The sequence below is a fragment of the Serratia proteamaculans genome (assembly GCF_004684015.1).
Lineage (GTDB): Bacteria > Pseudomonadota > Gammaproteobacteria > Enterobacterales > Enterobacteriaceae > Serratia > Serratia proteamaculans_F.
In genome coordinates this window covers 242,594-260,604 of sequence record NZ_SRIA01000016.1, presented here as the reverse complement: position 1 = coordinate 260,604, position 18,011 = coordinate 242,594, and the positions used below count along the sequence as shown (strand labels likewise).

Annotated in this window: 18 protein-coding genes; 8 read left to right on the top strand and 10 right to left on the bottom strand. The window is 55.4% G+C overall.

From position 1 onward, the window contains the following. Nucleotides 1-6 precede the first annotated feature (6 nt). Nucleotides 7-1,803, bottom strand: a complete 1,797-nt coding sequence (locus tag E5C26_RS12220; RefSeq protein ID WP_135316542.1) for a sigma-54-dependent Fis family transcriptional regulator — start codon at nt 1,801-1,803, stop codon at nt 7-9. Nucleotides 1,804-2,083: 280 nt separating this feature from the next. Between E5C26_RS12220 and exaC the strand changes: the two genes are divergently transcribed. Next, the gene (gene exaC / locus E5C26_RS12215; RefSeq protein ID WP_135316541.1) at nt 2,084-3,604 is read left to right on the top strand and encodes an acetaldehyde dehydrogenase ExaC; all 1,521 of its coding nucleotides are present in this window, start codon (nt 2,084-2,086) and stop codon (nt 3,602-3,604) included. Nucleotides 3,605-3,793: 189 nt separating this feature from the next. Here the strand turns inward: exaC and adhP are convergent, their stop codons facing one another. Both adhP and E5C26_RS12205 read right to left on the bottom strand, forming a co-directional pair. Then, nucleotides 3,794-4,807, bottom strand: coding sequence for an alcohol dehydrogenase AdhP (gene adhP, locus E5C26_RS12210; protein WP_135316540.1), 1,014 nt, complete (start codon nt 4,805-4,807; stop codon nt 3,794-3,796). Nucleotides 4,808-4,959: 152 nt separating this feature from the next. After that, entirely contained in the window at nt 4,960-5,160 is a 201-nt protein-coding gene (locus E5C26_RS12205; RefSeq protein WP_017892824.1) for a hypothetical protein, read from the bottom strand. Nucleotides 5,161-5,386: 226 nt separating this feature from the next. Between E5C26_RS12205 and E5C26_RS12200 the strand changes: the two genes are divergently transcribed. Genes E5C26_RS12200 through E5C26_RS12180 form a run of 5 tightly spaced genes read left to right on the top strand, consistent with a single transcriptional unit; the run spans nt 5,387 to nt 10,511 of the window. Continuing rightward, a complete protein-coding gene (locus E5C26_RS12200) occupies nt 5,387-6,490 on the top strand; it encodes an ABC transporter ATP-binding protein (protein WP_135316539.1) in 1,104 nt (367 codons plus the stop codon). A 34-nt stretch (nt 6,491-6,524) separates the two neighbouring features. Next, nucleotides 6,525-7,811: an ABC transporter substrate-binding protein gene (locus E5C26_RS12195; RefSeq protein ID WP_135316538.1), complete on the top strand. Its 1,287-nt coding sequence runs from the start codon at nt 6,525-6,527 to the stop codon at nt 7,809-7,811. An 11-nt stretch (nt 7,812-7,822) separates the two neighbouring features. Beyond that, nucleotides 7,823-8,734: a carbohydrate ABC transporter permease gene (locus E5C26_RS12190; RefSeq protein ID WP_135316537.1), complete on the top strand. Its 912-nt coding sequence runs from the start codon at nt 7,823-7,825 to the stop codon at nt 8,732-8,734. Next, on the top strand, nt 8,731-9,573 hold the full coding sequence (locus E5C26_RS12185) for a carbohydrate ABC transporter permease (RefSeq protein ID WP_135316536.1): 843 nt from the start codon (nt 8,731-8,733) through the stop codon (nt 9,571-9,573). The genes E5C26_RS12190 and E5C26_RS12185 overlap by 4 nt, the downstream gene beginning before the upstream one ends. Nucleotides 9,574-9,590: 17 nt before the next feature. After that, nucleotides 9,591-10,511, top strand: a complete 921-nt coding sequence (locus tag E5C26_RS12180) for a metallophosphoesterase (protein WP_135316535.1) — start codon at nt 9,591-9,593, stop codon at nt 10,509-10,511. A 56-nt stretch (nt 10,512-10,567) separates the two neighbouring features. Here the strand turns inward: E5C26_RS12180 and E5C26_RS12175 are convergent, their stop codons facing one another. Next, nucleotides 10,568-11,161: a hypothetical protein gene (locus tag E5C26_RS12175; protein WP_135316534.1), complete on the bottom strand. Its 594-nt coding sequence runs from the start codon at nt 11,159-11,161 to the stop codon at nt 10,568-10,570. 86 nt (nt 11,162-11,247) lie between these two features. Between E5C26_RS12175 and E5C26_RS12170 the strand changes: the two genes are divergently transcribed. Next, nucleotides 11,248-11,925, top strand: a complete 678-nt coding sequence (locus E5C26_RS12170) for a helix-turn-helix transcriptional regulator (RefSeq protein ID WP_135316533.1) — start codon at nt 11,248-11,250, stop codon at nt 11,923-11,925. Between the two features lie 16 nt (nt 11,926-11,941). On the opposite strand, the gene E5C26_RS12165 is transcribed toward E5C26_RS12170, so the two are convergent. Continuing rightward, complete coding sequence (locus tag E5C26_RS12165) at nt 11,942-13,048, bottom strand: succinylglutamate desuccinylase/aspartoacylase family protein (protein ID WP_135316532.1); 1,107 nt, start codon at nt 13,046-13,048, stop codon at nt 11,942-11,944. A gap of 14 nt (nt 13,049-13,062) precedes the next feature. On the opposite strand from E5C26_RS12165, the gene E5C26_RS12160 reads away from it, so the two are divergent. Then, nucleotides 13,063-13,518, top strand: a complete 456-nt coding sequence (locus E5C26_RS12160) for an Lrp/AsnC family transcriptional regulator (protein WP_085116755.1) — start codon at nt 13,063-13,065, stop codon at nt 13,516-13,518. Between the two features lie 6 nt (nt 13,519-13,524). On the opposite strand, the gene E5C26_RS12155 is transcribed toward E5C26_RS12160, so the two are convergent. From E5C26_RS12155 to E5C26_RS12135, 5 genes are all read right to left on the bottom strand, one after another. After that, nucleotides 13,525-14,247: an ABC transporter permease gene (locus tag E5C26_RS12155; RefSeq protein ID WP_135316531.1), complete on the bottom strand. Its 723-nt coding sequence runs from the start codon at nt 14,245-14,247 to the stop codon at nt 13,525-13,527. Then, the gene (locus tag E5C26_RS12150; protein WP_135316530.1) at nt 14,247-14,939 is read right to left on the bottom strand and encodes an ABC transporter permease; all 693 of its coding nucleotides are present in this window, start codon (nt 14,937-14,939) and stop codon (nt 14,247-14,249) included. Before E5C26_RS12150 ends, E5C26_RS12155 begins: the two co-directional genes overlap by 1 nt. Nucleotides 14,940-14,975: 36 nt before the next feature. Next, nucleotides 14,976-15,749, bottom strand: a complete 774-nt coding sequence (locus tag E5C26_RS12145) for an ABC transporter substrate-binding protein (protein ID WP_135316529.1) — start codon at nt 15,747-15,749, stop codon at nt 14,976-14,978. Between the two features lie 27 nt (nt 15,750-15,776). Continuing rightward, nucleotides 15,777-16,538, bottom strand: a complete 762-nt coding sequence (locus E5C26_RS12140) for a dimethylarginine dimethylaminohydrolase family protein (protein ID WP_135316528.1) — start codon at nt 16,536-16,538, stop codon at nt 15,777-15,779. A gap of 137 nt (nt 16,539-16,675) precedes the next feature. Next, nucleotides 16,676-17,869, bottom strand: a complete 1,194-nt coding sequence (locus tag E5C26_RS12135) for an MFS transporter (protein WP_135316527.1) — start codon at nt 17,867-17,869, stop codon at nt 16,676-16,678. Nucleotides 17,870-18,011: the final 142 nt, after the last annotated feature.

Sequence of the window (18,011 nt, the reverse complement as noted above, 5' to 3'; positions counted from 1 at the left end):
GGGCGGTCATTCTACCGCCCGCCCCCGGCTTTTCTCCATCTTGCGATAAAGCGTACTGCGTGAAACACCCAGCCGTTTCGCCGCCAGGCTGATATTGCCATTAGCGTGGCGGATAGCGTCCAGCATCTCCTGCGGCGCGGCGTGGAGATCGGAGGGCACCGATAAGACGCCAAACTGTTCGGGCAGTGCGTCAGGCGTAATCAGTTCGCCATCATCCGCCAGGGCCAACAACACCTTCAGCGTGCTCAACAACTGCCGAACGTTACCGGGCCACGGATAGCGAGCCAACGCTGCGACGGTCTCAGGCGCCAGCCGGATACTCCGAGGCTCGGCACCCAATTCACGCCACAGATTAAGGATAAAACCATCGACGTGCGCTCGCTGACGAAGCGGTAAAATGCGCAGGTTAAACTCCTGGATCCGGTACATCAAATCCTCACGGAACGCCCCCGCCGCCACCTGCTGCGCCAAATCCTGATGGGTGGCGCAGATCAACGAAAAGTCGACGGCATAGCTGATACGGCTGCCGAGTGGCGTGACCGTTTTTTCCTGCAACACCCGCAGCAGCCGGGTCTGTAAACTCAATGGCATATCGCCGATCTCATCCAGGAACAATACGCCACCATCGGCCTCTCGGATCTTGCCGAGGTACCCTTTTGGGTTGGCGCCGGTAAAAGCGCCGGGCGCATAGCCAAAAAGCTCAGACTCGATCAGGTTCTCGGGCAAGGCAGCACAGTTGATAGCCACAAAGTTGCCCTGCCGCCGGTGACTTTCTTCAAACAATCGTTGGCTAAAGTACTCCTTGCCGCAGCCGGTTTCCCCGCTAATGCACAGCGCCAGTCCGGCATTCAAAATACGCAGCGCTTTTTGTCTGTCGGCACCGTCACGATCAACGGGAGACAGCAGCGGCCGCATCGCCTGCGAATGCCGTTTCGGCATCTGCAACTGCGAATAGTAGTGGCGATTATTAACTGCCAGCGTTTGACGTGGCGCGTTAAGCGTCTGGCGCTGCATTTCCGGGAACAGGCTGGCGAAATTCAGAGAACCAAAGCAGGCGGCGGTAAGATTAAACTCCTGCATTGCCAGCCGGTTGGCGGCGGTGAGAACTTCGTCGCGAAATACCAGTATCAGCTCATGGGCGCTGCCGAGCACCCGCGCATCACTGTGCAGGCGCAGCGTCCAGTGTTGAGCGGTCACACACCCCATCACCCACTGATGCTCTATGTGCCTGACAGCCTGCAGAATCAAGGATCGTGCGTTATCAAAAGGGCGTTGCGCCGGCGTAGAGATGTCCAGCACCCCGGCAATCAGGCCGTCGGGCCGGTAAATCGGCGCCGCCGCGCAGTAAAGCCCGGTGTTTTGATTAAGAAAATGCTCGTCGCCATTGACCTCGCACAGAGCACCGAGCGCCAGCGCAGTACCTATAGCGTTGGTGCCACGTTCCTGCTCACCCCATAAATTGCCCGGAGCCAGCGAGATACGCGACGCCTTACGCAAAAAATGGCTATTGCCGCAGGTTTCCAGCACCATCCCCCTGGCATCAGAGATCACCACTATTGAGGGTTGTCGGTTAATTTCGCCGCCCAGACGCTCGATCAGCGGCTGCGCCAGTTGTGCCACCCAGCCATTTTGCCCACGCACTTCATTGAGCAATGTCGGTCGGATAAAGGGAACCAAATCGTCGGCCCGGTTAAGGCCATAACCTTGACAGCGTAACCAGGATTCTGACAGTGGGCTGGATGCAGACAGGTTATCGCTCTCAGAGGCAAACCCGGCTTGGGTGGTCTGGTCTTTATGCAACATCCCCAACTCCCGCCAATAAAGTGTTGCGATTTTGTATCATAAATGTGTCTCACGCGTTGCGACATGGGACACAAAAAATAATAGAAATGAATAGTAAGCCCTCGGTTTTATTGCTGCTGAAAGAGTTTTTCATTATTCAATGCACTGATATTAATCATTTTTTATTTTTACACCTCCGTCATCGCCGCAATGTGGCACAGGCAATGCTTAGGGTTAGGGTGATGGCGTCACTCAGTCAGGCGTCAACCCTACACAGTCTGTTCCCATAAGAGGTGTTTACATGAAATACGTTCATCCCGGTTTACCTGGCTCGCTGGTTTCATTCAAGCAACGTTATGGCAATTACATTGGCGGTAAATTTGTCGAACCCGTTTCAGGCAACTACTTCACCGACACCTCCCCGATGACTGGCCAGACGGTGGCCGAGTTTCCACGATCCGACGCGAAAGACATCGAGCTGGCATTGGATGCCGCCCATGTCGCAGCCGAAACCTGGGGCAAGGCCAGCGTGCAGGAACGCTCCAACGTGTTACTGGCTATTGCCGACCGTATGGAGTCAAAGCTGGAGTTGCTGGCGCTGACTGAAAGCTGGGACAACGGTAAGCCGATCCGCGAAACGCTGAACGCGGATATCCCACTGGCGATTGACCACTTCCGCTACTTTGCCGGTTGTCTGCGTGCACAGGAAGGCACCGCCGCAGAGATCGACCAAAACACCGTCGCCTACCATATTTACGAGCCGCTGGGCGTGGTTGGGCAGATTATCCCCTGGAACTTCCCGCTGTTGATGGCGGCCTGGAAACTGGCTCCGGCGCTGGCAGCCGGTAACTGCGTAGTGCTCAAACCGGCGGAACAAACCCCGCTCAGCATCTGTGTGCTACTGGAAATGATTGGTGACCTGTTGCCACCTGGGGTACTCAATGTGGTGCAGGGCTTTGGTAAAGAGGCCGGTGAGGCACTGGCGACCAGCAAGCGCATTGATAAAATTGCCTTTACCGGCTCCACCCCGGTAGGCCGACATATCCTCGCCTGTGCAGCGGAAAATATTATTCCCAGTACCGTCGAGCTGGGAGGCAAGTCACCGAATATCTTCTTTGAAGACATCATGCAGGCCGAACCGGAGTTTATCGACAAGGCGGTTGAAGGCCTGATCCTCGGCTTCTTCAACCAGGGTGAAGTCTGTACCTGCCCTTCACGCGCCCTGATCCAGGAATCTATCTATCCGCAATTTATGGAAAAAGTGCTGGCGCGCATCACCACCATTCGCCAGGGCGACCCGTTTGATACAGACACCATGATCGGCGCACAGGCCTCCCAGCAGCAGTTCGACAAGATCCTGTCTTATATCGAGATCGCCAAGAACGAAGGCGGGAAAATTATCGCCGGCGGCGAGCGTGCCAGCCATCAGCAGACGTTGCAGAGCGGTTTCTATCTCCAGCCCACGCTGATCACCGGTAATAACAGCATGCGTTTTTTCCGCGAAGAGATCTTCGGGCCAGTGATTGGCGTCACCACCTTCAAAGACGAAGCTGAGGCGCTGGCGTTGGCCAACGACAGTGAGTTCGGGCTGGGTGCCGGTCTGTGGACCCGCGACGTCAACCGCGCTTACCGCATGGGCCGCGCCATCAAGGCCGGACGCGTGTGGACCAACTGTTACCATCTCTACCCGGCGCATGCCGCCTTCGGCGGTTATAAAAACTCCGGCGTCGGCCGCGAAACCCACAAGGTGGCGCTGTCGCATTATCAGCAGGTGAAAAACCTGTTGGTCAGCTACGATGCCAAACCGCTTGGACTGTTCTGATTTGGTGGTCTTCAGATTGCTGACAAACCCGCGAAAGGGCTAAATCGGTAGGGGTCGAACATGTTCGACCCGATGTAACCCATTGATTATGCAAATGGGCGCAGCATGCAGCGCCCCTACCATTGAACAACAGAGCTCTTGACCAACGGCCTCAAGGCCACCTATAGATGGCTTTATTTTTTGGCGGGATTAAGAGTTGGTCAGATCGATAACCATACGGCCACGGATGGTGCCTGACTTCATCTCTTCAAAGATATCGTTGATATCCCCCAGCGGTCTTTTGGTCACTTTCGGCGTCACTTTGCCTTCGGCGGCAAACTGGAAGGCTTCTTTCAGATCTTCCCGGGTACCGACCAGCGACCCCACCACCTGAATACCGTCCAGCACCAGACGTGGAATGCTCAGATCCATGCTCTCTGGCGGCAGCCCCACGGCCACCACTTTGCCCCCGGCGCGAACCGCATTCACCGCAGAGTTAAAGGCCGAACGCGCTACCGCAGTGACCACGGCGGCATGAGCGCCGCCGACTTTCTGCTGGATAATTTCTTCGGCGTTCTCGGTTTTGGAATTGATAACCAGATCCGCACCAATCTCTTTGGCAAAATCCAGCTGGCCCTGATTAACGTCAATGGCGATCACTTTGGCGTTGAACACGTTCTTGGCATACTGCAGCGCCAGATTGCCCAATCCGCCCAGCCCATAAATCGCGATCCACTGTCCCGGTTTGATGTCGGAAATTTTCACCGCTTTATAGGTGGTAACCCCGGCGCAGGTAATGCTGCTGGCGGCAAAAGGATCCAGGCCATCAGGCACCTTGACCGCATAGTCCGCCACCACGATACACTCTTCGGCCATGCCGCCATCAACACTGAAACCGGCGTTTTTGACCGAGCGACACAGGGTTTCGTTACCGTTGACGCAGTATTCACAGTGGCCACAGCCCTGATAGAACCAGGCGACGCTGGTACGGTCTCCGACTTTTAACGAGGTCACCCCCTCGCCGACGGCGGTAACGACCCCAACCCCTTCATGTCCCAGGGTGATACCGGGAACTTCGCCGAAATCGCCATTTTTGACGTGAAGATCGGTATGACAAACCCCACAACACTCCATCTTGAGCGCCGCTTCGCCATATTTCAGTGGGCGAAGCTGCTTTTCCTGGATATCTACACTGTGGTTTTTGGTGACTACGGCAGCTTTCATAGGATACATCTCCTCAGGTGAGTTGAAGTGCAGTTGTTAATGTAGTTACTGTACTCTCGGAGGGCAAGGCGCACGACGTTTGTTTTAAAAACAGAGGGTTAAATATCACTTCAGCAACAGGGATAAATAAGGTTATTAAGCGGATTTTATGATTAGCGCTTGGTTTTAGTGATTTTTGTCGCTTTGGCAGGGTTACCGGCAACAAATTCCAGAGTGGGCGAGTAGTAAAACGGCAACCAGGCGTGGTAACTGCTTTCCCACTCCCATTTGACCGGGCAAGGCCACAGGATATCCTCATGCAGAATGTAGTAGACCCAGCGTCCGTGCGGACGGCGGGGTTTGGCTGTGCGCATAGACCCTGACTTCTTTGGCACAGGTAGCCGTTGTTCCATATGAAATTCTCTTTGTCATCAGGGGCTACGGAGTGGCAAAGGTCAAATTTAACATGGACGGCGGTCGGCAAGCCATCTTTCCCGCAGGGACATTCGTCCGGTACGACATACAACTGTCATTAATTATTCATACCAGATAAATACGTGCCAGCTAGGGTGGGCAGAACACGCCAATTCAAGAAGCGCCATGAGCTATTTATCACTTTGTAACATCAAGAAAACCTGGGGCGATAAATCCGCCCTGGATGGCGTCAGTTTTGACGTAAAAGAAGGTGATTTTGTTGCGCTGCTGGGGCCTTCCGGCTGTGGTAAGTCTACCCTGCTACGCACCCTGGCCGGGCTGGAGTCCGCTGACAGCGGCACAATTGAGATCCAGCAAAGGGACGTGACCGCCCTGCCGCCATCGCAACGTAAGTTATCGATGGTTTTCCAGTCTTACGCGTTATTCCCCCACCTCAGCGTGCGTGAAAATCTGTTGTTTGGCCTGCGAGCCAGAGGGGAAGACAAGCAACACTTTGCCGCCCGGTTAGCCGATATCAGCAAGCTGATGGAGCTGGAGCCGCTGTTGGATCGCTTGCCGGCGCAACTTTCCGGCGGGCAGCAACAGCGTGTGGCGCTGGGCCGTGCGGTGATCGCCCAGAACAAACTGTGCCTTATGGATGAGCCCTTATCCAACCTGGACGCCAAGCTGCGCCAGAGCATGCGTCGGGAAATCCGTGCGCTACAGCGTAAGCTGGGATTGACCATGCTGTATGTCACCCATGATCAAACCGAAGCCATGAGCATGGCGGACAAAATCATTCTGCTGAATGATGGTCGCATTGAGCAGCACGACACCCCAGACAACTTGTATAACAACCCTGCCAGCATTTTTGCCGCGCAATTTATCGGAGCGCCACCGATGAACATCATCCCGTTAACGCGCAAAAGTGATGGGTTTCATATTGGTAACGCCCCGCTGCCGGTCGTCTTTGGCAGCCAGGAGATGGCGCTGAGTCTGGGGATCCGCGCCGAAGAGATTAACCTGTGTGCTCCGGGCAGCGGCAATCTTACCTGCCAGGTGCTCAGCTATGAATATATGGGGTCCGATACCCTCGTCGTTTGTCATCTGCCGGCGGTTCAGGGGCAAATCACGGTCAAAACTCCCGGCATGCAACACTTTACCGAAGGCAGCCTGGTCGGTCTGCAATGGGCCGGATACGCGCAGTACCTGTTTTCCTCCAGTGGTGAGCGTTGTCACGCCATGGAGCAGGCTTTTCAGCCAGTGACTCATCAATACGCCGTTCAATAATCAAAAAAACATCATTTTATTTCAGGGGAATACCATGTCCGTCTCGATCCGTTTATCCAGGTTAAGCGCTGTCGCCCTGTTGCTGACCGGTGTGACTCTTTCTGCCCAGGCGGCGGATGCCGTAAAACTGCAAATGTACTATCCGATCGCCGTTGGCGGCAAAATCAGCCATACCGTTGAAGGCCTGGTGGCAGATTTCGAAAAATTGCACCCGGATATCAGTATTCAGCCGGTCTATACCGGTGACTATGCCACCACGGTGACCAAGGCATTAACCGCATTCCGTGGCGGCAACGCCCCGCAAATCGCCGTGATTGGCGATATAGAAGCCTATTCACTGATCGACGCCGGGGCCATTTTACCGGTCAGCGATCTGGCCAAAGATCAGGCCGGCAAAGCCTGGATCGACGGCTTCTACCCGGCATTTATTCGCAAAATCCAGGGTAAGGTTTGGGGCATTCCGTTCCAGCGTTCTACCGTGGTGCTGTACTGGAATAAACAGGCGTTCCAGCAAGCCGGACTGAATGGTGAAACCCCACCGGCCAACTGGCAGCAGGTGGTCGATTTTGGCCAGAAACTGGTCGTTCGCAACGGCAACGAAGTTAAACAATGGGGGATCGAGATCCCTTCCACCCCGATTGGCTATTGGACTTTCCAGGGCATTGCCGCCACCAATGGCAGCCATTTGGATAACGGCAAGGGTACGGCGGTGACCTTCAACACCCCGGCCAACGTTGAGGCGTTGACCTGGCTGACCGATTTGGCGCAGAAATATCAAGTCTCGCCAAAAGGTGCCATTACCTGGAGCACCACGCCGCAGGACTTTATCGACGGCAAAACCGCCATGATGGTGACCACCACCGGTAACCTGACCACGGTGCGTGAAAACGCCAAGTTCCCATTTGGCGTCGCCATGCTGCCGGAGAAAACCCAGCGCGGCAGCCCGACCGGCGGTGGCAACCTGTACCTGTTCAAAGGCACCAGCCCGGCACAACAACAAGCCGCCGTGACCTTTATGCGCTGGCTCTCTGCACCGGAACAGGCCGCCCGCTGGAGCATCGCCACCGGCTATGTCGCCACCTCACCGGCCGCCTGGGAAACCGCGACCATGAAAGAATATGCCGTCAAAGTGCCGCAGGCGACTGTGGCGCGTGAACAGTTGAAATATTCGCAGCCCGAGCTTTCAACCTATAACAGCGTACAAATTCAGGAGTTGCTCAACCGTGCGGTGGAAGCCGCAGTGACGCAGGGCAAAACGCCTGAGCAAGCGCTGGAAAGTGCGCAGAAACAGGCTGACCGCCTGCTGCAACGCTACCAATAACCGGAGCCGGCATGACCCAAGCACATTCTGCCGCACCCGCCGCTGCCCATAGGCGCTTTTCTTTGCAGCTTTATGGTTATCTGCTGGTCCTGCCGGCGTTGGTTTTTCTGATCACCTTTACCCATTACCCGGCTTTGGCCACGGTGTGGGAAAGCCTGTTCAACGCGGCGCACAATAACCGACCGGCCCAATTCGTTGGGCTGGAAAACTACCGTGCCCTGCTGGACGACGAAACCTTCATCCTGGCGCTGCGCAACAACCTGCTGTATGCGGCCGTCACCATTCCCCTGGCGGTAGGATTGGCACTGCTGATGGCGCTGGCGGTAAACCGGCGTATGCGCGGTACGGCTTTTGCCCGCGCCGCCTTCTTCATTCCTTCGCTGCTGCCGATGGTGGCCATCGCCAATCTGTGGCTGTTCTTTTATACCCCACAGGTAGGGTTGCTGAATCAGTTGTTGGCCATGTTTTCTCTGCCTGCGGTCAACTGGCTGGGGGATCCCCAATCCGCGTTGTATTGCCTGATGGCGGTGTCGGTATGGCGTGAGGCCGGTTTCTTTATGATCTTTTATCTGGCGGCCCTACAGCAGATTGATCCCAAACTGGCCGAGGCAGCCGAGATAGAGGGGGCTTCGCGCAGCTACTTCTTTCGCCGCATCCAGTGGCCATTGCTGATGCCGACCACGCTATTTATTCTGATCAATGCTTCGATGAATGCTTTCCGCATTGTCGATCAGGTGATTGCCATGACCAACGGCGGGCCGGACAACAGCACCAGTCTGCTGCTGTTCTACATCTACCGCACGGCATTCAGCTATTGGGATTTGCCCTACGCCTCGGCGATGACCGTGGTGCTGTTGGTCATTTTAGCCAGCATTGCGTTAATCAAATTCAATCTGCTGGATAAGCGAGCCCACTACCAATGAGCCTTTCCATCACGTCCTCGCCGCCGCGCAGTATTTCCCTGCGCCGCCTTTGTTGGTGGCTGCTTACCTGGGGGGCCGCAATCTTGTGGGTCTTCCCGATCCTGGTCGCCACCTGGGTGGCCATTCATCCCGCTGCTGAACAGGGCGATTTTTCCTTGTTTTCGCCGTTGACTGCCCAGAACTTTATCAATGCCTGGCAGGCCGCGCCTTTCGGCCGTTATTTCCTCAACACCATCATGCTGGTGCTGCTGATTGTGTTCTGCCAACTGATATTGGCCACCATGGCCGCCTACGCGCTGGTGCGATTCAGGCTAAAGGGGGCGGGCATACTGTTTGCTTTGGTGCTGCTGCAGTTGATGATCAGCCCCGATGTGTTGATCCTGAATAACTACCAGACCATTGGCGCGCTGGGGCTACGCGATACGCTACTGGGGATCGCCCTGCCTTACTTTGCCTCGGCATTTGCCATTTTCCTGCTGCGACAGACCTTCAAAAGTATCCCGCTGGTGTTGGAGGAAGCGGCCATTGTCGAAGGTGCCAGCCGGTTTTACATCCTGCGCCGCATCTATATCCCGCTGGCGAAACCGGTGTATGTCGCTTTTGCGCTGGTTTCAGTCAGTTTCCACTGGAATGATTTTCTCTGGCCGTTGGTGATCACCGACTCGGTTAACGTACGGCCGCTGACCGTCGGGCTGCAGCTATTTTCAGCGCCAGAGCAAGGTGTGCAATGGGCGTTGATCGGTGCGGCGACGCTGATGACCTCCCTACCTTTGCTGGTGCTGTTTCTGGTGTTTCAGCGTCAGTTTGTTCAATCCTTTATGCGCGCCGGCATTCGCTAGCGCTGAGTGGGTAACCCATGACTTCAAATCTCACCGCAGCACAGTCTCTGGCCCTGGGCCAGGTCAGTTCGCTTTACCAGCACCCAGCACTTTCCGGGCAATCACAACCGCCAGGAACCCTTCGCTTCGGGCTAATTGCCGATCCGCAATATGCTGATGCCGATCCCAATATGGAATATAACCGTTACTACCGTAACAGCCTGGGTAAGCTGAGCCAGGCGATTACCGAACTGAATGATTTGCCGCTGGCCTTTGTTGCCACGCTCGGGGATTTGGTTGACGATAACTGGAGCAGCTACGCCGAGTTATTGCCGGTATACGGGCAGTTGCTACATCCCCATGCGGTGGTGTTGGGCAACCATGACGCCGACGTCATTTCCCGTCACCTGGCGGCTCAGTCCCCTGCGCTGGCGTTGCCCAAGCACTATTATCAATTCAGCCTGAACGGCTACCGTTTTATCGTGATTGACGGTAACGATCTGAGTCTGTATTGCAATCAGGCTAACGGTGATGAGCGCGCGCAGGCACAGCAGCTGCTGGCCCGCATCCGTGCCGAGCATCAACCACAAGCACAAAGCTGGAACGGCGCCGTTGGCGATGAACAACTACGTTGGCTGGAATGCAGCCTGGCGGATGCACAAAGCAAAGGCGAAACCGTTATTGTGTTCGGCCACTATCCGCTGGCACCGGCCAATGAACACAACCTGTGGAACTGCGATGCGCTGGTGGCCCTGCTGTGCCGTTATCAGGTTCGCGCCTACTTTGCCGGCCACTATCATTTGGGGGATTACGTGCGGGTGGAAAACACCGACTTTATCACCCTAAAGGGCATGGTCGATGGCGACGACCTGCTGCCGTTCGCTATGGTTGAACTGGCAGGCGAGACACTTTCGGTCACCGGCTATGGCCCGGAAATCAGCCGGGTGCTGGTGCGATAAACACCAGCCAGGGCCCCCCTATAACACGGCGAGTAGCCTGCCGTGTTATAGGGCATTTATAGCGAACCAAATTCCATACTCACCGGTTCGATCAGGTCCAAAAATGCCTCGCAGGCAGTTTGCCCTTGCCAGGACGCACAGATGGCTTCCGCATGCTGTTGATCATCGGCAAATGCAAGATCGACAAACACTCCGTTGCCCAAACTGACCAGATGCTGACTCTTCCACCCCTGCTGAAGAGAAAGATGGGTTCCCACCATCAGGTTATAGGCGCTGCGCATTTCGCTCTCATCAACCCCAGGCTTCAGCCGAAACCGCCCTATTTCAATGCCACATCCTGTTCCCATTCGCGCGGCTTGAGCCAAGGGGGCCGTATAATGCCCCATGTTTACCAAACTTTTGACGGAAGACCTAAAACTGGAGAATTCAGGTTGGCTCTCGACGGCTTTTGCAGCAGCCAGCGCGTCCTTATGGCTATTCCACATAACCAGATCGACACGCTCAGTTGGGCTATCCATGCCTGAAAATGCAACCCAATCTATAAATCCTGGGAAATGCTTCAGCATATTTTGTGCAATAGCTCTTGCTGAATCAGCTTGCTGCGGGTCTTTTACCTTGTAGGTGACTATCTCGTAACATGGGGTGGTCATGTAAACTCCGTTATCATCTTGATATGAAGTCTTAATCGTATGACACTACCCTGACAGTTTTTGTCAGGGTAGTGTCACCTCAAACTATGAAAACTATTCGGTTATTCGCGTTACTCGATAATCTCCGTTGTCGCGTACATCCTGTCTCAGCAGAAGTTTTGGCCCAGGCTTTGAATGTCTCGGTGAGAACAATATACAGAGACATGGCAACGCTTCAGGCCATCGGGGCCCCCATTCGTGGTGAGTCTGGCTTGGGTTACTTGCTTGAAAAAGGCCATTTTCTCCCGCCGCTGAGTTTTGACCCCGATGAATTGGACGCGATTATGCTGGGAATGAGGCTGATTGCGGCTCGCGGTGATGATGCGCTCTCTGCTGCCGCGAACCGGGTTTCGGCCAAAATCAGCGCGGTGATTGATGTCAAAAAGACAGATATCTACAAAAGGCTCCCTCTCAGGGCCGTATCTCGGCAAACAGAAGAAAGCGCAAAGGCCAATAAACATCTGGCTTTCCTGCGCCTTGCGATAAGACAACGTCTCCAACTGAATATGACTTATCTGGATCTTAAAGGGGCAAAGAGTCACCGAATCGCCCGCCCCCTTGGTTTGACAATTTTTGATGCGGTGTGGTTGCTGACGATATGGTGCGAAACCCGTTCAGATTTTCGTAATCTGAGGGTCGATAACATCATCTCTGCCGCGGGTACCGGCCTGCATTTCAGACCTGAGAGTGGCAAATTGTTTGAAGATTACCTCAAGACACTTTAGAACCACTTAAGGCACATCAGGACGCCAACCCGCCGCCACCTGCGTAGGGGGTTTTACCGGCAATCTTCATCACCTCGGCCCCAAAGATGACAAAAGGCGTCTGGCGGCTGGCATAAATCAGTCCCCCCGCTTTAGCACGTACCGCTTTTACCGTATCGGTGATCGGGTCAACAATTTCAGCTACCGCCTCATCCGCTTCCACCCACTCCCCCGGCTGGCGCAGTAACAACAGAATGCCGCTGGCGGGGGCGATAACAATCTCCCCCGCAGTAAAGGGCAACATGGCGACCTCAAGCTGCGGTATCACCGGGGAAGCACCGGCAACGGCACCGCGGTGCTGTAAGTATCGATAGAGGCGTTCGGCATCGCCGCTGGCCAACGGGTGGCTGATATCCCGCTGGCCGCGTAATTCCAGCGTGACCGCCATGCAACCCGGTGTCATCCCATCAAGGGCGGGATGCTGCGTTGCCAGCCGGTGCCATGGCAGGCCGCAGGCTTCATCAAAGGAGCCGCCACCGCTGTCTTGCGAAAGCAGCACCGCGCCCATGCCCATAAAACGAGCCAATACTTCCGCCTGTTCGCTCCAGGCCGGATCGGCGTACATATGCAGGATCGCGCGGTCGTCGCAGTGCAGATCCAGCACCACATCCGCATCACAAGCCAACAGCAGCAATTGTCTGCGCAGCGCCGTGACCTCACTGGTGTCTGGCACCGCCTGTAAAACATGGCGCATTGCGGCGCGCACCTGCTGATGCGCAGGTTCTGTGGTATTGAAATCCTGTTGCTGCAACAAGCGGGCTAAATCAGGAAAGTCACGGTTAAAATTGCGGCCACTGACCAGATCAAAGCGCCCTATACCCGTGTTGAGCAGCACCTGCGCCAGCCCCGACGGGTTGGCTACCGGGACAAGAATTATTTCACTTTGCAGTTCACCACGCCGTTCCGCCTGGCTGAGCAATCTTTTAAGATAGTGCAGCACCAGCATGCCGGGCAGTTCATCGGCATGCAGACCGGCCTGCAGGTAAATTTTTTCGCCTTTGCCCGGCTGGCCGAAATGAAAACTGGTGAATTGGCGCTGCCCACCCAGGGCATGTTCAGGTAACTTATGATGTTTAGTTTTCATTGGACGCCCTATCTGTGGAAAAGAAAGCCCGGCTTGATCGCATCGACAAAAAAATCCTTGAAATACTGTGCCGGGATGGCCGCATTTCGTATCAGAAACTGTCCGAACAGGTCAATCTGACCGCCCGCCCTTGCCTTGAGCGGGTTCGCGGGCTGGAGCGCGACGGAATTATTCGTGGCTACAGCGCCATTATCGAATTGCCGGAGCCGGAGCATGCTTTTGTGATCCAGGCGCAGATCGCGTTGGCCGACCACGGCCACTCCCAACCGGCCTTCGAGCAGGAAATGCGCAATACCCCAGAGGTATTGGACTGCTGGCTGGTCAGCGGCAACTTCGATTTTCTGGTGCGTATCGGCTGCCGCAGCATGGAAAACTATCGGCTGCTGGCCGACACCTGGCTGACCAGTAAAAAGTTTCGGGTGGATAAAATCGTCACCCTGACTGAGCTGCAGTCGATCAAACGATCCTGAAGCGCCTCAATCGCGGCGGATAAAGGCCAGCCAGCGACGCTCCGCCCGTGAGAACATGAAGATCAGCAGGAAAGTACACAGCAGGTATAGCGCTGCCGCCATCAGAAACGGAATAAAGGGTGAATAGGTAGCGGCATAAAAGGCGCGAGCCACGCCGGTGATATCCAGCAGCGTGACGGTGCTGGCCAGCGAGGTGGCATGCAGCAGGAAGACCATCTCGTTATTCAGTGCCGGAATGCCGCGGCGCAGCGTTGCCGGCAGCACCAGACGGCGGATGATCTGCCACTGGCTCATGCCATAGGCCTCACCGGCAATCCACTCCTGACGCGGGAAGGTCTCCATCATGCCTGCCAACAGCTGGGCAACATAAGCACTGGTATTGAGTACCAACGCCAGCGTGGCGCAGAAAGTGGCGTCGCGAAACAGCAGCCAGAAAGGCTGGTCGTTCTGCCAGCCCAGTTGCACCACGTCAAACTGTGACAGGCCGTAGTAAATCAGCATCAACTGCAGGTAGAGCGGCGTGCTACGGAAAAAGTAAGTCACGCTGCGGATAATCCACGACAACGGGCGCGGGCCATAGACCTGACCGATCGCCATTAGCGCTGCCAACAGTAATCCCGGCACCACCGACAGCAAGAACAGCCTGGCGGTCATCGCCAGCCCGGTCACGTCGGAACCGTCGCTCCACAAAAAGCTCGGTGCTGCCTCCAGCATATTTTGCAGATTCATCAGCGTGCTCCTGCCGAATGTGAGGAAGCCAACGCGTAGCGCCGTGCCAGTCGGCTAAAGCCCCAACTGGAGACAGCGGTAATCGTCATATAAATCAGCGCCACCAGGAAATAGAACAGGAAAGGCTTTTGCGTGGCCCGCCCTGCCTGCTCCGCCAGCCACACCATGTCCTCCAGCCCGAGAATTGACACCAACGCCGAGGCTTTCATCAGCCCAAGCCAGTTGTTGTTGATACCGGGAATGGCGAAGCTCAGCATCTGCGGCAACAGTACGCGGCGAAAAACCTGGCCCGGCCGCATGCCATAGGCCATTGCCGCCTCGAGTTGACCCCGTTCCACGGTAAGAAAGGCGCCGCGAAAAGTTTCGGTGTAGTAAGCGCCAAACACAAAGCCAATGGCCAGCACGCCAGAGATGAAGGTGTTGAAACGTAGCGGCCCCAATCCCACCAGGCCAAGTATGCCATTGACCAGCATTTCGCCGCCAAAGAACAGCAACAGCATGATCACCAACTCGGGGATGCCACGCACCAACGTGGTGTAGCCAGTCGATACCCAACGCAACCAGCGCGGACCAAAGAGTTTGATCAGCGCATTGATCATGCCGAGCGTCAACGCCACCGCCAGTGAAACCAGCATCACGCACAGCGACAGTAACGCGCCATGTGCCAGCAACGGTAAATACTCTGCGACCATTTATGGCCTCCCCTGGATGACTGGATCCGAGCCGGTTTAGTTGCCGTAAATGTCGAAGCTAAAATATTTTTTCTGGATCGCCTGATAAGTCCCGTCGGCGCGGATCGCCTTGATAGCCCCGTTTAGCGCATCGCGCAGCGCCGGATTGTCTTTACCCACTGCAATGCCAACGTCAGAAGAGATAGTGCTGTCTTTAATGACCGGCCCGGCGAAGGCAAATTTCTGCCCGCGTGGGGTATCGATAAAGCTGCTGGCAGCCTGGGTGTTGTCCTGCAATGACGCATTGATGCGCCCGGACATCAGATCCAGATAGACATTATCCTGGTTGGCGTAAGAGACAATTTTCACCCCTTTTCCGCCCCAGTGCTGTTTGGCATAGGCCTCATGAATTGAACCGGTCTGCACGCCAACGGTTTTGCCTTTCAGGCTGGCGACGTCCGGCAACAGTGCGCTACCTTTACGCGCCACCAACTGGGCAGAACTGCGGTAATAACGGTCGGTAAAATCCACCTCTTTCTTGCGTTCATCGGTAATGGTTAACGACGCGATAATGGCATCGAACTTATGGGCATTGAGCGCGGCAATCATGCTTTCAAAGGGTTGTTTGACGAACACGCATTTGGCATGCAGCTGGGTACACAACGCATTGGCGATATCGATATCGAAACCGGTGATCTCACCGCTGGGTGCCAACACGTCAAACGGCGGATAACCGCCGTCAACGCCAAAGCTGATGGTGTCGAAGGTCTGAGCCGCGGCTGGGCCGCCCAATGCCAGACTGGTCAGTAAAACTGCGAATGTTTTTTTCATGGCTGAGATCCCCGGTAAAAGAAAGTGTCAGAAACGCAGTGACAGGCAGGTCAGGCCGCCGTCCATTTTTTTAAATTCGCTGGTGTCGAGTTGAACGATGGGCATGCCGAGTTTTTCGATTTGCGCCAGCGTTTGTGGGTAACCTTGCGGGGTGATCAGCGTATCGTTGATCCACAACGTATTGCCGGCGTAGGACTCCGCTTCAGGAATGACGATGCTGTTAAAACCGCTAAAGGCAGCATGGTGCTGGTAGTCTCCGGTCAGCAACAGGGTATTGCGGCCCACGTAGTTTACGATTGATTTCAGGTGCAGCCCGGCGCTGACCTCAATGGCCGTGACCCGGTAGCCATAGGGCTCTACCGCCGCAGCAAATTCGCTGATACCGGCCTCATCGGTGCGAGACGTCAGACCGACAAAAAACTGACGATCGACCAGCAGCACGTCCCCACCATCAAGATGGCCGCGCTGGCTCATCCGCACTACCGGGCGTTCCCCTTCGAACAGCGGTGCAATGGTGGTCACTTCGCCCTGGCGGCTTGGCGCACCCGGATGGGTGATCACCGCCAGCTCCGGCATCACGACCGCAGTATCCTCAACAAAGTGGGCGTCAGGAAATGCCGGGGCAGCCGGTAACACTGTCACTTTTAGCCCCAGACGGAGCAAAGTGTCCATATAGGCCAAAAACTGGCGGCCGGTGGCGGCAATATCCGGCGTCCCCAACTGGGCGGTGGTCTGGCCGCTGGCGCAGCTATCGGCAGGGAGTCTGGCAATGGCTTGAGTAAAGTGCATGGGCGATTCTCTCTGTTGAAGGAACGGTCACTGTTGCTCCGATTATCAAACAGATAGCGTCGTCAAACAGGCTGAATCTGCCCGTTGGCACTCTGGATTTACGCTGTTTATGATCCCAGCGGCGACGTAATCCGCTGTCAGGCGTTCTTGTACACCACAGGTGCCAGACGCATGCCCACCAGGGTGATCACACAGATGGCAGCACCGGCGTAAAAGGTCGAGGCCGCGCCCCAGATTTGCCACAATAAACCGGCACCGAGACTCGCCAGCAGCAACGCCACCCCGCTCATCAGGTTGAACATTCCGTAGGCCGTTCCGCGCAGGTCGGCTGGGGCAGTGTTGGCAATCATGGCGGCCAGCAGGCCTTGGGTCATCCCCATATGTACCCCCCACAACGCCACACCGATCAGGATACCTATCCAATGGTGACTGACGGCCAATACGATATCTGCCACTATCAACACCACTAAACCGGCTTGCAGCATACTGCTGTGGCTCATACGATCAGAAAGTTTGCCAAAGGGATAGGCAGATAATGCATAAAGTACATTCATCGCCACCATCACCAGAGGGATTAAGGCCAGAGGAATATCCATTTGCTGCGCACGTAATACCAGAAATGCCTCACTGAATCGGGCCAGCGTAAATACCGCCCCCAGACCGACCACCCACCAATAGGCTTTCCCCAGCCGCCGCAGATTTTCACGCTTAATCGGATTGGTGCGTTTATGCTCAATCGGTGATTTAGGCTCTTGAAGGCCGAAAAACAGCAGGGCGATAGCTAAAACACCCGGGATCACCGCAACCCAAAAAATGGCCCTGAAGTCATCGTGCCACAGCAACATTAACCCAACGGCCAATAGCGGCCCCAAAAAAGCCCCTATGGTATCCAGCGATTGGCGTAACCCAAAAGCAGCACCGCGGATCTCTGCAGGTGTGACATCAGCCACTAAAGCATCACGGGGCGCACCACGGATCCCCTTGCCCACCCGGTCTAACAAACGGGCACCAAGAATGACGCCGGATGAGCTGGCAACAGCAAACAAAGGCTTGCTGACGGCACCCAACCCATACCCCAGCAGCGCCAGCCCTTTCCGCTTGCCCAGATAGTCACTGAGTACGCCAGAAAATACCTTGATGATTAGCGCGGTGGCTTCGGCCAGCCCTTCAATCAAGCCAATCACCACCACACTGACCCCCAGGGTGGTCACCATAAACAAAGGCAGCAGGCTGTGGATCATTTCCGAAGAGACATCCATTAACAAACTGACGCCACCCAGTACCCAAACCCCCTTGGGGATACGGCTTAACGTTGAAAAACGTGAGAACATCTTGTTACTCCGCCAACCACGAACCTGAATTTAGTTCATCATTAAAGCAGTCGTTTAGGTCATTGATAAGATGTAAAAGAAAATAATTATCAATCAATTTTTCGAGGAGAGATGACGGGCATTATTTTGACAATGGCATAAC